At 62.1% G+C, this 14,956-nt stretch carries 14 protein-coding genes; 5 read left to right on the top strand and 9 right to left on the bottom strand.

Annotation, left to right across the window (positions count from 1 at the left end):
* Positions 1–150: 150 nt before the first annotated feature.
* The 7 genes from CE453_RS10385 to CE453_RS10355 form a co-directional block, all read right to left on the bottom strand.
* Positions 151–1,098: a mechanosensitive ion channel family protein gene (locus CE453_RS10385; protein WP_089174521.1), complete on the bottom strand. Its 948-nt coding sequence runs from the start codon at positions 1,096–1,098 to the stop codon at positions 151–153.
* A gap of 159 nt (positions 1,099–1,257) precedes the next feature.
* Positions 1,258–2,010, bottom strand: coding sequence for an SDR family oxidoreductase (locus tag CE453_RS10380; RefSeq protein ID WP_089174520.1), 753 nt, complete (start codon positions 2,008–2,010; stop codon positions 1,258–1,260).
* Positions 2,011–2,139: 129 nt separating this feature from the next.
* Positions 2,140–3,057, bottom strand: a complete 918-nt coding sequence (locus CE453_RS10375; protein WP_089174519.1) for an MBL fold metallo-hydrolase — start codon at positions 3,055–3,057, stop codon at positions 2,140–2,142.
* 343 nt (positions 3,058–3,400) lie between these two features.
* Positions 3,401–4,183, bottom strand: a complete 783-nt coding sequence (locus tag CE453_RS10370) for an alpha/beta fold hydrolase (RefSeq protein ID WP_089174518.1) — start codon at positions 4,181–4,183, stop codon at positions 3,401–3,403.
* Between the two features lie 97 nt (positions 4,184–4,280).
* A complete protein-coding gene (locus tag CE453_RS10365) occupies positions 4,281–4,841 on the bottom strand; it encodes a hypothetical protein (protein WP_210191869.1) in 561 nt (186 codons plus the stop codon).
* 211 nt (positions 4,842–5,052) lie between these two features.
* Positions 5,053–5,592, bottom strand: coding sequence for a carboxymuconolactone decarboxylase family protein (locus tag CE453_RS10360; protein ID WP_248308026.1), 540 nt, complete (start codon positions 5,590–5,592; stop codon positions 5,053–5,055).
* Positions 5,576–6,661: an alpha/beta fold hydrolase gene (locus tag CE453_RS10355; RefSeq protein WP_248308025.1), complete on the bottom strand. Its 1,086-nt coding sequence runs from the start codon at positions 6,659–6,661 to the stop codon at positions 5,576–5,578. Before CE453_RS10355 ends, CE453_RS10360 begins: the two co-directional genes overlap by 17 nt.
* Before the next feature lie 487 nt (positions 6,662–7,148).
* Here CE453_RS10355 and CE453_RS10350 point away from each other — a divergent pair, with 487 nt between their 5' ends.
* Positions 7,149–8,354, top strand: coding sequence for a patatin-like phospholipase family protein (locus CE453_RS10350; RefSeq protein ID WP_157732983.1), 1,206 nt, complete (start codon positions 7,149–7,151; stop codon positions 8,352–8,354).
* Between the two features lie 39 nt (positions 8,355–8,393).
* Here CE453_RS10350 and CE453_RS10345 read toward each other — a convergent pair whose 3' ends face one another.
* Positions 8,394–9,359 carry an SDR family NAD(P)-dependent oxidoreductase gene (locus CE453_RS10345; RefSeq protein WP_089177817.1) on the bottom strand — a complete coding sequence of 322 codons (966 nt, stop codon included), beginning with the start codon at positions 9,357–9,359 and terminating at the stop codon, positions 8,394–8,396.
* 91 nt (positions 9,360–9,450) lie between these two features.
* On the opposite strand from CE453_RS10345, the gene CE453_RS10340 reads away from it, so the two are divergent.
* Complete coding sequence (locus CE453_RS10340; protein WP_089174514.1) at positions 9,451–10,356, top strand: AraC family transcriptional regulator; 906 nt, start codon at positions 9,451–9,453, stop codon at positions 10,354–10,356.
* 484 nt (positions 10,357–10,840) lie between these two features.
* The gene (locus CE453_RS10335) at positions 10,841–11,194 is read left to right on the top strand and encodes an SPW repeat domain-containing protein (protein ID WP_089174513.1); all 354 of its coding nucleotides are present in this window, start codon (positions 10,841–10,843) and stop codon (positions 11,192–11,194) included.
* 231 nt (positions 11,195–11,425) lie between these two features.
* Here the strand turns inward: CE453_RS10335 and CE453_RS10330 are convergent, their stop codons facing one another.
* Positions 11,426–12,100, bottom strand: a complete 675-nt coding sequence (locus tag CE453_RS10330; RefSeq protein ID WP_089174512.1) for a TetR/AcrR family transcriptional regulator — start codon at positions 12,098–12,100, stop codon at positions 11,426–11,428.
* Positions 12,101–12,194: 94 nt separating this feature from the next.
* Here CE453_RS10330 and CE453_RS10325 point away from each other — a divergent pair, with 94 nt between their 5' ends.
* Entirely contained in the window at positions 12,195–13,223 is a 1,029-nt protein-coding gene (locus CE453_RS10325; protein ID WP_248308024.1) for an HlyD family secretion protein, read from the top strand.
* Positions 13,220–14,815 carry an MFS transporter gene (locus CE453_RS10320; RefSeq protein WP_089174510.1) on the top strand — a complete coding sequence of 532 codons (1,596 nt, stop codon included), beginning with the start codon at positions 13,220–13,222 and terminating at the stop codon, positions 14,813–14,815. Before CE453_RS10325 ends, CE453_RS10320 begins: the two co-directional genes overlap by 4 nt.
* Positions 14,816–14,956: the final 141 nt, after the last annotated feature.

Raw genomic sequence — 14,956 nt, 5'->3', positions numbered from 1 at the left:
CGTGCCAGACCCTCCCCGACCCTTGCGGCGCAGCCGGATCACGCAGGTCCTCCAGGATTTTTCGGGCGGAACCCGAGCCGAGCGACGCGCGGCCTCGGCATCCGGAATGCAATATCGGTCGCCGGATATTGCTATTGACCAGGGCGAAGCCTAGGCCGGCGCGGCCAGCGAAAGGCCACTCGCCTCGCATTGGTCATGGATGAGATCGATGATCTCATTCTTGGCAGAGACCCCTGTGGCGAGGCTCGCGACATGAAATTGCAATTCCACCTCGATCGCTGTCGCGTCGATCGCCTTTAGTACCACGGCCGGAGCCGGCTTCTTCACGATCCGCGTACTGGCTTCGAGAACGGACCGCATCACGTCCTCGACCATACGCGGCCTGTGCCCGGCGGCGAAGCGTATGCCGAAGGTGATCTGATGCGTTTCATCGGGGCGACTCAGACTGGTCAGGCTCTGTTTCGCCAGCATGCTGTTCGGCAGGACGACGATGTTGTTCGTCGCGGTCAACAGGTTCGTGGAACGCCAATTGGTCTCGGTGACGCGGCCCGCAGTGCCGTCGCTCAGTTGGACCCAGTCTCCGATCGCATAGGACCTTCCGAGCGACAGGGCGATGCCGGAAAAGACGTCGCCAAGCGTGTTCTGCAACGCCAAACCCAGAATGACGGCAACGACGCCCGAGGTGGTGACCAGCGTGGCGATCGGCATCCCGAAGACGAACCCGAGAACCGACAGCGCCACCCCGAGATAGATGATGGCGATGGCCATATCCAGGATCAGATGTGCTTCCCGAGGCTTGCGACTGAAACGCACATAGATGTGCATCAGGCCGATGATCGTCCATGCGAGGTGCATCCACCACAGGATCAGGGCCGACTTGAAAAGCAGGGCGGCGAAGCCTTGTAGGGCAAAGTCGTCGGGCCGGTCCGGAGCGATGCCGCCGATGTAAAGGGCTAGGCTCATGGCGCTGAAGAACAGGATCTGGATGCTCAGGCGACCGGTCGGGCGGCCGCGTCCCTGAAGATGCCAGACGACGATGCCAACGAGGCCCAAGGCGTTGATCAGAATGAGCGTAAGAACGTGGTCGTCGCTGGACATGGAAGAATCCACTGGCAACGGGTCGGGAAGACCCGGCAACGGCATGCGATGCGTGCGGAATTCTGCTTCCGTGGAAGGACGTCCACCGGGACGATCTCGACCCGGCGGACGTGAGGGACGAGGACGGGAAGCCGCCCTTTTTGAGCCCGCGTCGCCCGACTATCGTCGCGGCGTGGTCGTGAACCACTCGTCGAAGCCGATGCGGCCGAGGCGCGGCTTGTCGTCGGAAACGAGAGAGCCGTCTTCCAGGCGGGTGCCGAAGTAGTGGGCATCCGGATCCGCGACGACGGAGCGCGTGTCCCCGATCGCCTTGAGGTAGCGCGCGACGAAATCGCACAGACGGGCGCGCTCGGGACCGGAGATTTCGATGATGCCGTTGGCAGGGGCAGCCAGGGCAGCTTCCGTCACGAAGTCGGCGACGTCGTCCGACGCGATCGGTTGCAGGTAGCCCGTCGAGAGACGGGTGGTATCGCCGGTCGTGCCGGCCTGAGCAATGCCACCGAGGAACTCCATGAACTGCGTCGAACGCAAGATCGTAAAGGGAATACCGGCTTCCCGGATGATCTTCTCCTGCGCCACCTTGGCGCGCAGATAGCCGCTATCCGGCAGGCGATCCGTCCCGACGATGGAGAGCGCGACGTGGTGTTTCACGCCGGCTGCCTTCTCCGCCGCGATCAGATTCCGGCCCGATGTCTGGAAGAATTCGAGGACGGCCTTGTCCTCGAAGGACGGCGAGTTCGACAGGTCGATCACGACGGCGGCGTTCTGGAGGGCTTCCGCCAGGCCTTCGCCCGTGATCGTGTTGACGCCCGTGTTCGGAGCGGCGGCGATGACCTCGTGTCCCTGCTTGCGCAGGCGCTCCGCGGTCTTGGAGCCGATTAGCCCGGTTCCGCCGATGATGACGACTTTCATGAGATGCCTCCGTTTGCGGCCAGCCATGTGACACGCCGTTCGATGGATTGTGACGAAGACCGGCCTCGCCTAAGGACGGATTTGCGGGCCGCGCGGCCGGGTATTCCGGCGCGCGCCACCCGATGGAGTTCAGTAGTCCCAGAAGACAGGGACCCAGCGGAAGGCGCCGCCGTCTGCCGCGACCCGACCGACCGACGGGAAAGGCAGGTGTGTGGCCACGAGCATCTCCCCGGTTTCCGCCAGCTCCGTCAGGAGGCGGATACGAACGCGCGCGGCCTCCTCGGGATCATGCTCGAACCCGTTGTGCCAGTCGGGATGGTCGAAGCCGACGGCAAACACGGCGTCGCCTGCGAAGGTCAGCCGGTCGTTGCCGGATGCCATCCGAACCACGCAGTGGCCGGGGGTATGTCCGCCGGTGCGATGGGCGACGACGCCGGGAGCGACCTCATGCGTCTCGTCGAACAGCCGCAGATGGCTGCGATATTCCTTCGCGAAACGCTTGGCGGTCGCCCGAAGCGCATCGGGGAAGCCCTCCGGCATGACCGCATGAGTGAAGTCCGGCGCCTCCCAGAACGCAACTTCGGCGGCGGCGACATGGATCCGCAGGTCCGGACGGAGCCGCTCCTTCACGCCCTCGACGAGCAGCCCGCCGATATGGTCCATGTGCATGTGGGTCAGCACCACATCCGTCACCGAACCGAGATCGATGCCGGCGGCTTCCAGCCGCCTGACCAGTTGCCCGGCCCGAGGAAGATTCAGGTTCGGATCCAGCCCCAGCCCGGCATCGATGAGCACGGTCTGGTCGCCGCTGCGCACCACCACCACGTTCAGAGACCAGTCGAAACTGTCAGCGGGCAGGAACATGTTGGTCATCCAGGCCGCACGCACGGCCGAGTCCGCGTTGTGGCCCAGCATCTTGGTCGGAAGCGGCAGCACGCCATCGCTGACCACCAGCACGTCGATATCGCCGATCTGCACCGCATATCGCGACGGGACGAGCTCTTCGGGCGCCGGCCGCCTGGACTGGGAAAGGGTATCCTGGCTCATGTTCGTCTCCTGATGATCGCCACTTTGTGCGCGGCAACGAAGACGCTAGAACTCAAGTATTTTTTAGTCGACCGTCACTGCAGACAGGATATGCTGCACTATAGTATAGCATATTATAGATATATTCCGCAGCAACAATACAAAGCAAATTGTATCAAGACGGCAGAAAAACACAGATATTACAACACAAGACAGCCGCGCACACATTGCTTGGCGCGCGGCGGGTGTTTGGTGGGCTGAGCCTGGCTGCCACCGACGCGCAACCCTGACAGTGGGGAGCACGCGTCCATCATCAGGTTCCGGAAGAGGAACGGTTGCGGGCATCCCGCCCGCAGCCGTTGGTTCATCGCGGTGAGGCCGCCAGTTCGATGAGGGAAGCGACCTCGGCGGGATGCGAGACCATCAGGGCGTGCGAAGCTCCCTTGATGACCACGGTCTTCACCGCACGCGCGCGCTGCGCCATGAAGTCCATCACCGCAGGCGGAATGTTCCGGTCACCCGTGCCGTAGATCATGTAGGACGGCAGGGCCTTCCAGGAAGGCGCGCCGGACGGCTCCACCAAGGCGGCTTCCGCGACAGGGCGTTGCGTGGCCGCCATCAGAGCGGCCTGCTTGCTCGAAACGTCCGCCGCGAACTGGGCGCGGAACCGATCCGGCCGGATATAGAGATCGCGCTCCCCGCCCGCCCGAGTGACGGGCTGGAGTGCGTCTCCCAGCGTGCTGCCCGGAAACTTGCTGGAGAGAATGAGACTGGATTCCCCTGCTTCGGGCGCGAACCCGGCGACATAAACCAGGGCCTTGACGTTCGCCTGCCCGTTGGCGGCTTCCGTGATGACCGGTCCGCCATAGGAATGGCCGACCAACACGACGGGTCCGGGCGTCGACCGGATGACGCTCGCCACTTGCGCCGCGTCCCCCTTCACGCCGCGAAGTGGGTTGGCCGCCGCGATGGTGCGGTAGCCGGCGTTATTCAGCCGAGCGATCACCGGGTTCCAGCTCGCGGATTCCGCGAAGGCTCCGTGCACTAGAATGATGGTCGGCTTCGCTTGCGGCGCAGATTGCGCCGGCAGTGCCATCGCGCCGGTCAAGACAGCGGTGAGGGCAACGGCAAAAGTGCTCGTTCTCATTTGCATTCTCCAGGATGCCAGTGGGTTGCAGACAACCATGCGCTCGGCTCGCGAGAGCGACTATCTGCCAGCGAGGATAGCCAACCGGTCCGGAGGTCTAGGTTCGCGAGACGCGGGGCCGAGCACAGGGACAGACCCGCTCGCCGACCGGCTGGGAACCTTTCGCCCCAAACTGCCCATCAGCCTGCCTGGCACGCCGCATCGCCCAGAAACTCAATGCCAGGCCGAGAAGGGCGGGCAGCGTCACGGCCGGAAAATCCCGGGGGATGACGGCGGGCGAACAGATCCCGACCGCGACCTCCCAGAAATGGAAGAGAGCATGGGCGCAAAGCCAGGACGTGGCGGCCATCCACAGCCCGACACGGCGCTCCGGCACGAACAGACCGACACCGAACGCCACGCCGAGAAACAATTGAATCATCCCGATATCACGGATGAAATGCTGGTTGAAGAAGCCGGTGTCCGTCACGCCCGGCACCAGCTCGTACCAGGCCAGCGGTTCGATCAGCATGAAGAGGCCGTTCAAGGACAGGAAGATGCCGTTGAAGGCCACCATGATGACGACTGTCGCGGCAGCCACCCGGTTTCGAGGCAGCTTCGCCTCGTCAATGAGGGAATACTTCATTGCTTGCCTCTCGTAGAATGGGGCTGCCGTCATGCAAGCCCGTTCAGAGCGCCGGACAGGTGGGCAGCACTGGGAAATCAGAGGAATTATTCGAGCTGGGAGCCTGGGCCGCCATCAGACCGATCGGTATCCGCCTTCCACGAAGCGCCAGGTCAGCCTGTACCCCGGCATAGGCAGGTGTAGGCGCAAGGCCTCGTGCCGCGCGGGCCTCTTGGACCTCGGCCGCCTCCTCTCGCCGGCTCATTCAGCTCATCTCGGCCCTGTCGAGACCGAACAGCTTGTCAGCGGAGCCGGGCACGGTTTTGAAGGCGATCCCCAACCGGTTCCAGCCATTGACGAAAAAGATCAGGAAGGAAAGATCTGCGAGTTCCTGATCCGAAAAGAGCGAGCAGGCGGCATCGAAAGTCGCGTCCGGGACGTCCTGGCCTTCCAGCCTGGTCAGCGCTTCGGTCCATGCGAAAGCGGCCCGCTCCTTTTCCGAGAAGAGCGGCGATTCTCGCCAGATCAGCACGTGATGCAGGCGAAGCTCTCCCTCACCTTGGAGCCGCCCTTCCTTGACGTGGAAATCGACGCAGAAGGGGCACCCGTTGATCTGCGAGGCGCGCAGTGCCGCCAGATGGCCAATGTCCTTGAGCGATGGGCTCGCGTTGATGAGTTGGTTCAGCTCCGCGAATTTCCTGCCGAGGTGCGGAGAGGCCTGAAAGTAGTCGAGACGAAGGGGCATCGGAGCCTTCCTGGGTTTTTGCTTGAGGGAGCGACGAATCCTCTCAAAGTCGATCCGCATCGAGGATGGCCCGCGCAAAAGCCGCGGGCGCCTCCTGCGACGGATTGTGGCCGATGCCTCCGGCAAGCAGCCGGTGCTCGTATCGGCCGGTGAACCGCTTCGCATGGGTCGCGGGATCGGGATGTGGGGCGCCGTTGGCATCGCCCTCAACGGAGATCGACGGCACGGCAATCGCCGGAAATGCGGCCAGCATGCTTTCAATGCCGTCATAGACCGGCTCGCCCGAAGCGAGACCCAGGCGCCAGCGGTAGTTGTGTATCGTGATGGCGACGTGGTCTGGATTGTCGAACGCCGGCAAGGAGGGCGCGAAGGTCGATGCATCGAACGACCAGCGCGGAGACGCCAGTTGCCAGATCAGCCGGGCGAACTCGGCGGTGTTCTTCGCATATCCGGCCTCGCCGCGCGGAGTAGCGAAGTAGTGCTGATACCACCACTGGAGTTCGGCACGGGGAGACAGCGGCACCTTCCCGAGCTCCTGGCTGCCGATCAGATAACCGCTTGCGACGACCATAGCCTTGCAACGCCCGGGCCACAGGGCAGCGATGACGTTGGCGATCCTTCCGCCCCAGTCATAGCCCGCGAGAACGGCCTCCTCGATTCCCAGCGAGTCCATGAAGGCCAGGATGTCGTATGCCAGCGCGGCCTGCTGGCCGTTGCGCGGTGTGTCAGCCGACAGGAACCGGGTCGCTCCATGCCCACGCAGATACGGCACGATCGCGCGATAACCTGCCGCGGCCAGAATGGGCGCGACCTCGGCGTAGCTGTCGATGTCGTAGGGCCAGCCGTGCAGCAGGAGGACAGGCGTCCCGTCACTAGGCCCGAGTTCGGCGTAGCCGACGCTGAGAACCCCGGCCGGAACGTGCTTCAAAGGCCCCAGCGCCGGAGCGCCCGTGCTGGAGGCCACGGTTCGCGAGTCGGATGAGGACGTCGTTTGCGCCAGAGGCTCGCCGAGAAGCGCGAACGGAGATGCTGCGGCCAGCGCGGCAACGCCCAGGCAGCCCCGCCGTTGCCGATCGACACCGTGGTCATCTCGCCCGGCAGCGCGCATTCCTTGATCCTGCTCAGCCATTGCAGCGCCTTCCTGCTTTCCCATCGGCGGCGTCCCAAGATCCGAGCAGACTGCCCGACGCCCGTGTCACTCGCGGCACATTTGCAAGCGTTGTTGCTGGGCAGATGCGTGCAGAGCGGTATCGACGTTGCTTCATGCACACCCTTGCAGGAACTGTCCGGGCGTCGAACAGACCCTGATCGAAGGTCTTAATTCCGCTGACCGGTGAGCTGCGGAAATACGGTGCCAGCGCTGCCCGATGCCGACGAATCCTACGGGCTGAATATTTGCTCCTATACCCGAGCACTGCTTTGGCTGGAGCTTCTACTGATCCGGCCTCTGCCAATCGCAAGCGCAGCTATTCTTCATGCCGATTTATCCGGAAGCCTCGAGCCGCATGATGCGCGAAGACGAGTATTGCACGTCTCTCGATCGGATACTTCCTTCTCCGAGGTAGCATGTCATGGAGCCGAACAAGACCGGGCCTTTTCGTAGTGCGGACTGGAGGGTGGCCGCCACCATCATTCTGATCGGCTCCACACTGTCCGGATGCGTTCTCACGCATGATCGTGCACCTGTTCCCGCCGGGCTGGCCGCGTCGGCACAGATCGGACAGGTCAAGTTGGCGCGCACCTGGGGAGACCAATTCACGCCGGAGGCACGGGCTCTCATCGACCACCAATATGACAGCCTGAAATCCGCGATGCAGTCCCCGCAATTCCCTCGGGCTTCCCGTCGCAGGGCCGATTTCCTCGCAATCTCAGGAGGAGGTTCGGACGGCGCTTACGCCGCAGGCGTTCTGGTCGGCTGGACTGAGAAGGGGGACCGTCCCCATTTCGAGGTCGTCACCGGGGTCAGCACCGGAGCCCTTGCGGCGCCATTCGCGTTTCTCGGGTCTCGATACGACGGGCAACTGGAGCAGATTTTTACGCTCTACGGCGACGGTGACATCTATACCAATCTCGGTCTGATCGGCGTCGTCGGGCGGAGTCTGTACGACAGCAAGCCGCTGCGCTCGTTGATCGGACGATATCTGACCGAACATGTGGTCGACGCAATCGCTGCCGAATATCGGATCGGTCGCCGGCTGCTGATCCAGACCACGAACATCGATGCGCAGCGCCCGGTCATCTGGGATATTTCGGCCATAGCTGCGAGCGAACGCCCGGATCGCAGAGAGATCATGATCGACGTTCTGCTGGCCTCCGCCGCCATTCCCGCGGTCTTTCCGCCCGTTCGGATCGATGTTGAGGCATTAGGCAGGACGACGCAGGAACTCCATATCGATGGCGGCACCGTCTCGCAGCTCTTATTTGCTCCGCCCGGCGTCGGTCTCAATGCGTTCGAACGACGTCATTTCGGACGCGTGCGCGACCGGCGCCTCTTCGTCATTCTCAATGGAAAGCTGGCACCGGATTTTGCGGTCACGGAGGAGAGCGCGCTGAAAATCGCCCGACGGGCTATCGCAACGATCGTGAAATACCAGTCGATCGCGGATCTGACGCGCCTCGACGCCCAGGCAAGAGCAGCCGGAGCTCAGCTGCGTTTCACGGCGATCCCGCGCGAGTTTTCTGCAATCGCGAACTCGGAGTTTGATCGGGAGTACATGCAACGCCTGTTCGCACTGGGCCGCCGGGTTGGACGACAAGGCACCTGGAGTTCGCACCCGTCATCGACTCCAGGTGTTGCGATGCGCTCACAGCATGCATCCTGATGCCTGCAACCGGCCGACGCATGCAGCTTTCACCCACGATCAGGCAGGCAAGTCACTGCCCGTCCATAGCCTTGTGCGAGCCCACAGAGCTTCGGCGGCAGCCGGATCGACGGCAAAGGGGCGCACGCCGAAACGGGCATCTTCCTCAAGCGGGGCAATGTCGCAGTCCTCACAATACACACCCCCAAAGCCCGCCAGCTCTGACGCGGTGGCACACCAGATCGTCGTCGCCGCTCCCTGTTCCGCGGTCTTCATGTCCCGGGCGGGATCGACCACGGCAGTGCCGTCCTTGTTCAACGCTCCGAAGGAGTCGATCTCCTCGCGGGTCAGATGCCGCGCCAGCGGTCCGAGGATCGATCCGGGATGGACAGAGAACACCCTGACACCATGGTTGAGCCCGCGCAGATCGAGGGAGACCGCAAAAAGCGCGTTTGCCGTTTTCGCCTGACCATAGGCGAGCCACTTATCGTAAGGACGGTGCTCGAAATCGAGATCACCGAGATCGAGGCCCCCGAGTTGGTGCCCGCGCGACGATAGTACGACGACACGGGCGCCATTGGCCGAGCGCAAGGCGGGCCACAACGCCGTCGTCAGGCGAAAATGGCCGATATGGTTGGTGGCCAATTGTCCCTCATGCCCGTTGTCGTCCCGGAACAACGGTGTAGCCATGACACCGGCGCTGAGAATGAGCAGGTCAAGGGCAGTCTTCCGGCCGAGGAAAGCTGCGGCAAAGTCCCGTATCGACCTCGGATCGAGCAGGTCCAAGGGCATGATTTCCACCCGCGGAATACCTGACAAATCGCGTCGTGCAGCCCCCTGATCGCGGGCGGGGACAATGACACTCGCTCCTTTCGACGCGAGAACCCGCACCGTCTCGCGGCCCAGATTCGACGCGCCTCCGGTCACGATGGCGGTCTTTCCGGAGAGGTCGTGATCGCGCGCAACCTCTTCAGCTTTCGTGAAGGCATTGAACGGGGTGCCGAGGGGCTTCTGGAGGCAAGGCATGGTCTTCTCCTGTTGAGACATACAGAAGAGATGGGCCTCACACGCAAGACGCCCCATATATGATTATCCTGAATAATATCGAGATCGTCTTATGTCGCTCGTCGAAGACCCCCTTTCTCAACTCCTGGACGTGGTCGATGCCCACGCAGCGATGTCGACGGGCCTCGTGGCACAAGGCCGCTGGGCCATCGATGTCCTTCCAACGCGCGCGCTCAAGTGCAACATCGTCAAGGAGGGCCGCTGTCTCCTTCAAATTGGTGACCAGCAATGGGAGCTGGGGGCCGGCGACTGCTTTCTGGTTGGCCCCAACCTGGCGTTCGTTATCGCAAGCGAACGCGGCGTCCTGCCCAGACCCGCGGCCGATATCTTCGGGGGCTCAGCCAAGCGCACATATGCCCAACTGCTTTCGGGAGCCGGCCCCATATTTCGGTGCCTCAGCGGTCGTTTGATGCTTTCCGGTATTGCGTTCCTGCGAGAGGCGCTGCCACCGGTCGTCATCATCCGCGCGGGCCACCAAGCCGCGGGGCGCCTGCGCTGGCTCGTCGAAACGCTCGAGGAAGAGCTTCTTTCCGATACTCCCGGCGCGGCGGCAATGGCGAAGCAGATCATGCAGATAATTTTCATCGAGGTGCTGCGAAATGCACCGGACGGCCCGATCGGCCATTGGCTCGCGGCCTTATCCGATCCCAAAATCGGGATGGCCTTGAGAGCGATACACCAGGATCCCGGGCGCAACTGGCGACTGGCGGACCTCGCGACCATCAGCCACCTTTCACGGGCTCAGTTTTCCGCTCGTTTCCGTTCGTCCCTGGGCCGCGCACCGATGGAATATGTCAGACACTGGCGCATGGCACTGGCGCAGAAGGCACTGAAGGACCCAGGTTCCGCCATCGCAACCGTAGCTGCGCAAGCGGGCTATAGTTCTCAGAGCTCGTTCACTTACGCCTTTCAGCGGACGATGGGAACGACGCCGCTTCGAACAAGACGAGGTGTGTAACCGGGAGCCTCAGGGGCCGCGAAATGGTTTCGCGCTCGCGCAGCAGCCAAGACTGAATTTCATCGAGGAGCGGCTCGCTCTTCTCCTGGCGCACGGCCCGCCGCGCAACGGCACAGCAGCCGTTGACGAAGCGCTCGATCTCTAACGGCGCGTCTAGGCGCCTTCAAAGCCCCCCTATTCAACCGGAATGCTGGCAACCCGTCATGTGAGAATTGGTCGGCAAGGCTCAGCGTCAGGGTTGCGGTAGGTCCACGATACCGCCGGATGAGAACGCGCCACACATTTTGCGCAGGTATCTGAAAATAGCGCCTCCCCTAATCAATAGATTAGGTAAACCCGAACGCATATAATATCCATCCCGCCTTTTCGCTCAGGGAATTTATCAAAACGATAGTATAAAATCGTACACAAATACAAGAACTATGTTCGTATTGGAACTCCTGCAAATCAAGAGACGTTCCAATTCCGAAAATAGGATTTTGGCATGAGAAACAAAGAACTGAGCAAGGGCCCGGAGTGGATTAACTTGGTCCTCGGAGCCGTTCTGGCTTGCGCCTCAATTATGAACGCCGGATCACAGCTGGCTGCGTGGAATGCGGCCGTCACCGGCGGATTGATCATATGTTTTTCGGCGATCGCACTCTATCGAAACCAGAGTAGCGCCGCCCGCTATAATCTCATCCTAGGCTCCTGGGCGGTAGTTGCTCCTTTGGCGCTGGGATTTGGCGCCATAGCAACTCCAATGTGGCTGCATGTCGGGTTGGGGCTCTCCGTCGCGGTAATCGCGGCGTCTCAAATCATGTCCTCTCGCAGCGCGCGCCCTGCTCCGTTCAAATGACGGCGGCCGCTCTATGAGTTGATTGTCCGAAGCGGCTTTCACTAGCCGCTTCGGCACCTCAATATCATGATCGGGGAAGATATGTGCGAGGTACTCGAACCTACGCTTGAAGAGCTTTTGGCTGACACGCTCATCCAAATGGTGATGAAGCGGGACAACTTGAGCGAGCACGAGATTCGCAATGCTTTTCGTGCCAGCAAAGAGCATGCGAATGGCCGATCATCGATCCGCCTATCCGGCATCACCAATGCCGAGAGGCGTATCGGCACGATCGGCCATCTGCGCAGAGTTCCGCCGAAACACACCGTGCAGGAAGACTTCGACGGCCGAGATCACGGCCTGCCGAGCTTCGTCGACCGATGGCGGGGAGCGCAGGCCGAGAATGACCTGCAGATGCAGATTGTCGCGGATCATCCCGACAAAATGGCCCGCCAGCTGCAGGGTGTCGTCCGATTCGATCTCTCCCCGCTGCTTCGCGGCCTCGAGGACGCCCGCAAGTCGCCGTGTAGCGCGGTCCGGGCCGCGCTCGTAGAAGGATCTGGCAAGATCAGGGAAGCGGTTGGCCTCCGTGACGATGGTGCGGTAGATGCCGATCAGGGTAGGCGACATGTAGACGGCCAGCAGGTTCCGGCCGAACCTGATCAATGTTTCACGCAGATCGGGGCTATCGATTTCGTCAAACTCCAAAGAGGAGAGCGCTGCATCCGCATTCTCCTGCACGAGGGCCAGAAAGAGCCCCTCCTTGTTGCCGAACTCGTTGTAGATATTACGTTTCGATCCGCCAGCGCGCATTATGATCGCGTCGATGCTCGTCGCGACGTACCCGCGCTCGAAGAACTCCTCGGCCGCTGCCCTGAGCAGCGCCTCCCGGCGCACGCTCGATTGCTCTTCTTTCGATGCATTCACCGGACGTCTCGGTCCTTTCCAGAAACACGCCGTTGACCGGTAATTCTGATTACCATAACAGTCAACGGTAACGATAATTACCAAAGGCTGCGCCGTGACCCTGCCCAGGAAGAAAATCGCCGGACTGTCGCTATGCTTTGCTGCCGTGGCAGCGGTCGCGGGCGGCTGGGCACGGAGCTCGAGCGAAAAAATCTTCACGGACAATGCTTATGTTAGGGGAGACGTGACATCGCTTGCGCCGAAGGTCGCCGGCTATGTCACGATCGTCGAGGTGGAAGACAATCAGGCCGTCCGCAGGGGCGAAATACTGTTCCGGATAGACGACCGGGATTATCGCGCGCGGCTGGCGCAAGCTGTCGCCAATGTCGAGGCCGCGCAGGCCCGCGTTACCAATGTCGATGCCGAAATCCAGCTCCAGCATGCTCTCATTCGACAGGCTGAGGCGCATTATCGATCGGCTGAGGCGGAACTGAGCCTGGCGCGGCGAGGCTGGGATCGCCGCAGCGAGCTCGTTCAACGTGGAGCTGTCAGCCAGGCGCAACTCGACGAGGCTGAAGCCGCACGATCGCGAGCCGAAGCAGGTGTGTCGGCGGGCACCGCGACGACGGAGGCGCAGCGGCAGCGTCTGGTTGTTCTGGCCGCTCAGCGCGAGGCCGCAACAGCCTCCGTAGCGCAGGCGCAGGCGGCGCGTGAGCTGGCGCAGATCGATCTCGACAACACTGTTGTCCGTGCGCCGATCGATGGCGTGGTCGGCAATCGCCAGATCCGTGTCGGAAGGCTCGTCGCCCCCGGAGTAGCGCTTCTGGATCTGGTTCCGGTGACCGATTTATGGATCGTGGCGAATTTCAAGGAGACGCAGATCGCGCACATCCAGACGGGGCAGCGGTTGCATATCACGGTCGACGGCTATCCTGACGAAGTTTTCCAGGGCACCGTTGACAGCTTTGCCCCCGGCAGCGGCTCCTCCTTCAGCCTTCTGCCCGCTGACAACGCTACCGGGAATTTCGTCCGCGTCGTGCAACGGGTACCGGTCAAGATTCGCTTTATCGACTATCCGCCAGCCGGCCGCCTCGTCCCCGGCCTCTCGGCTCGCGTCTCGATTGATTTGTCGGACGCGAGATGACCGTGCTCCTTCCCAGGATCATCTCCGATCGCAACCACGTCGTGTCCGGCACGTTGATGGTTGCGGGCATCTTGCTGACGACGCTGGCAGAAGCAATCACGGGCACGATTCTCTCGCTGGGGCGCAACAATATCATCGGAGACATTCATGCGACGCCCGACGAGTTCGCGTGGCTCGATGTTGGCTACACGACATCAAAGCTGATCGCCTTCACGACCGCCCATGCGCTGTCCAGCCGGATCGAGGTGCGTCGCCTGCTGGTAGGGGCGAGCCTGCTGATGGGGCTCGCCTGCGCCGTCGCCCCCGCCACCACCCGCCTGGACCTTCTGATAGCACTACGGATCGCGCAGGGCTTTTCAGGCGGCACTCTGCTCGTCGCGGGACAAACGCTCCTTTTCATCGCGTATCCGCGCCGCTTTCAGCCCATCCTGCAGGCTCTGTTTGCCATGGGAGCGGTCGTCGCGCCTGCTACGGCGGCGCCCGCTCTTCAGGGCTGGTTGCTCGACATTCAATCGTGGAGCTGGGTTTTCTTCTGTGCCGTACCGTTCGCCCTGGCGGGAGCCGGTATCCTCATGCTCGCGGAAAGCCCCCAGAGCACTGGCGGCGCCAAACGCCCTTTCGATTGGCTTGGCATCGTTCTTATTTCCACTGCCCAATTCTGCTTCTCCTACGTTCTTAGCCAGGGTAGTCGCTGGAACTGGTTCGAAGAACCGAGGATAGGATGGCTGAGTGGGCTCGGTGCGGTGGCCTTTGTCGGTTTCATCCTGCAGCAGGCGGCGGCGAAGGATAGAGGGCTACTCACCTTCACCTGTTTTCGATCCCAGGATTTTCTTTTCGCCTTCATCGTCAGCTTCGTGGCCGGGGCGGCGCTTTTCGGAAGCGCTTATCTCATTCCCGCTTTCGCAGCGTCCGTCCTGGGGTTCACGCCGACAGCTGCGGGGCAACTCCTGCTGCCGAGCGGCGCGCCCTTCATCGCCGCGCTTCTCGTTGCGGCCGTGCTCATGCAGTTCCGCCGAATTCCGCCGATCGCCACCGTGCCATTCGGAATCCTCATGGTCATGACGGCAATGTGGATGCTGTCCGGTTCGACCAGCGAAAGTGGCACCGCCGATATGATGTCGGCGGTTCTGCTGCGCGGCTTCGGTCTTGGCTTTCTTTTCCTGTCGATCACGCTGATCGCCTTCGGCAATCTCGGTCGCCATGCCCTCGCTTCCGGCATCGGCATCTTCAATATGGGCCGACAGGTCGGCGGCCTGATAGGCGTCGCCGCGCTCCAGACGCTGATCGACCGGAACCTTGTCGCCAATGCCACTGTGCTCAATGCTCATATCAGTTCGGGGAGCCTAGCGGTAAACGAGCGGCTGACAGCCGTGGCGACCATGCTCTCCGGGAAGGGGCTGGACACTGCGGCTGCCGTCCAAGGCGCCAGAAGCCTGTTGGGTAAGGCAGTCGCAGTGCAATCAACCGTGATCGCATTCAACACGGCCTTCATCGCAGTGGCTTTACTATTTGTGGCCGCAGTTCCGGTACTCGTCGCTGTTAAGATCGCGCTCGTCCGGTTCAACAAGCGACCACCGAGACGGGACAGTTGATCCGCCATCGCGGGCCGCAGCCGGCCATCTCGCTGAACCGGACCTTTGAAATCACGCAGTTCTCCAAGAGCGAAGAAGGTTAGCCGACCTGAGCCCAATCGGTCATGCCGGAATCTCCCCCGTGAGCTGTTTAGGGTGCTG

Origin of the sequence: Bosea sp. AS-1, from assembly GCF_002220095.1 — a bacterium.
Classification (GTDB): Bacteria; Pseudomonadota; Alphaproteobacteria; order Rhizobiales; family Beijerinckiaceae; genus Allobosea.
This window is presented reverse-complemented; position numbering and strand designations above follow the sequence as displayed.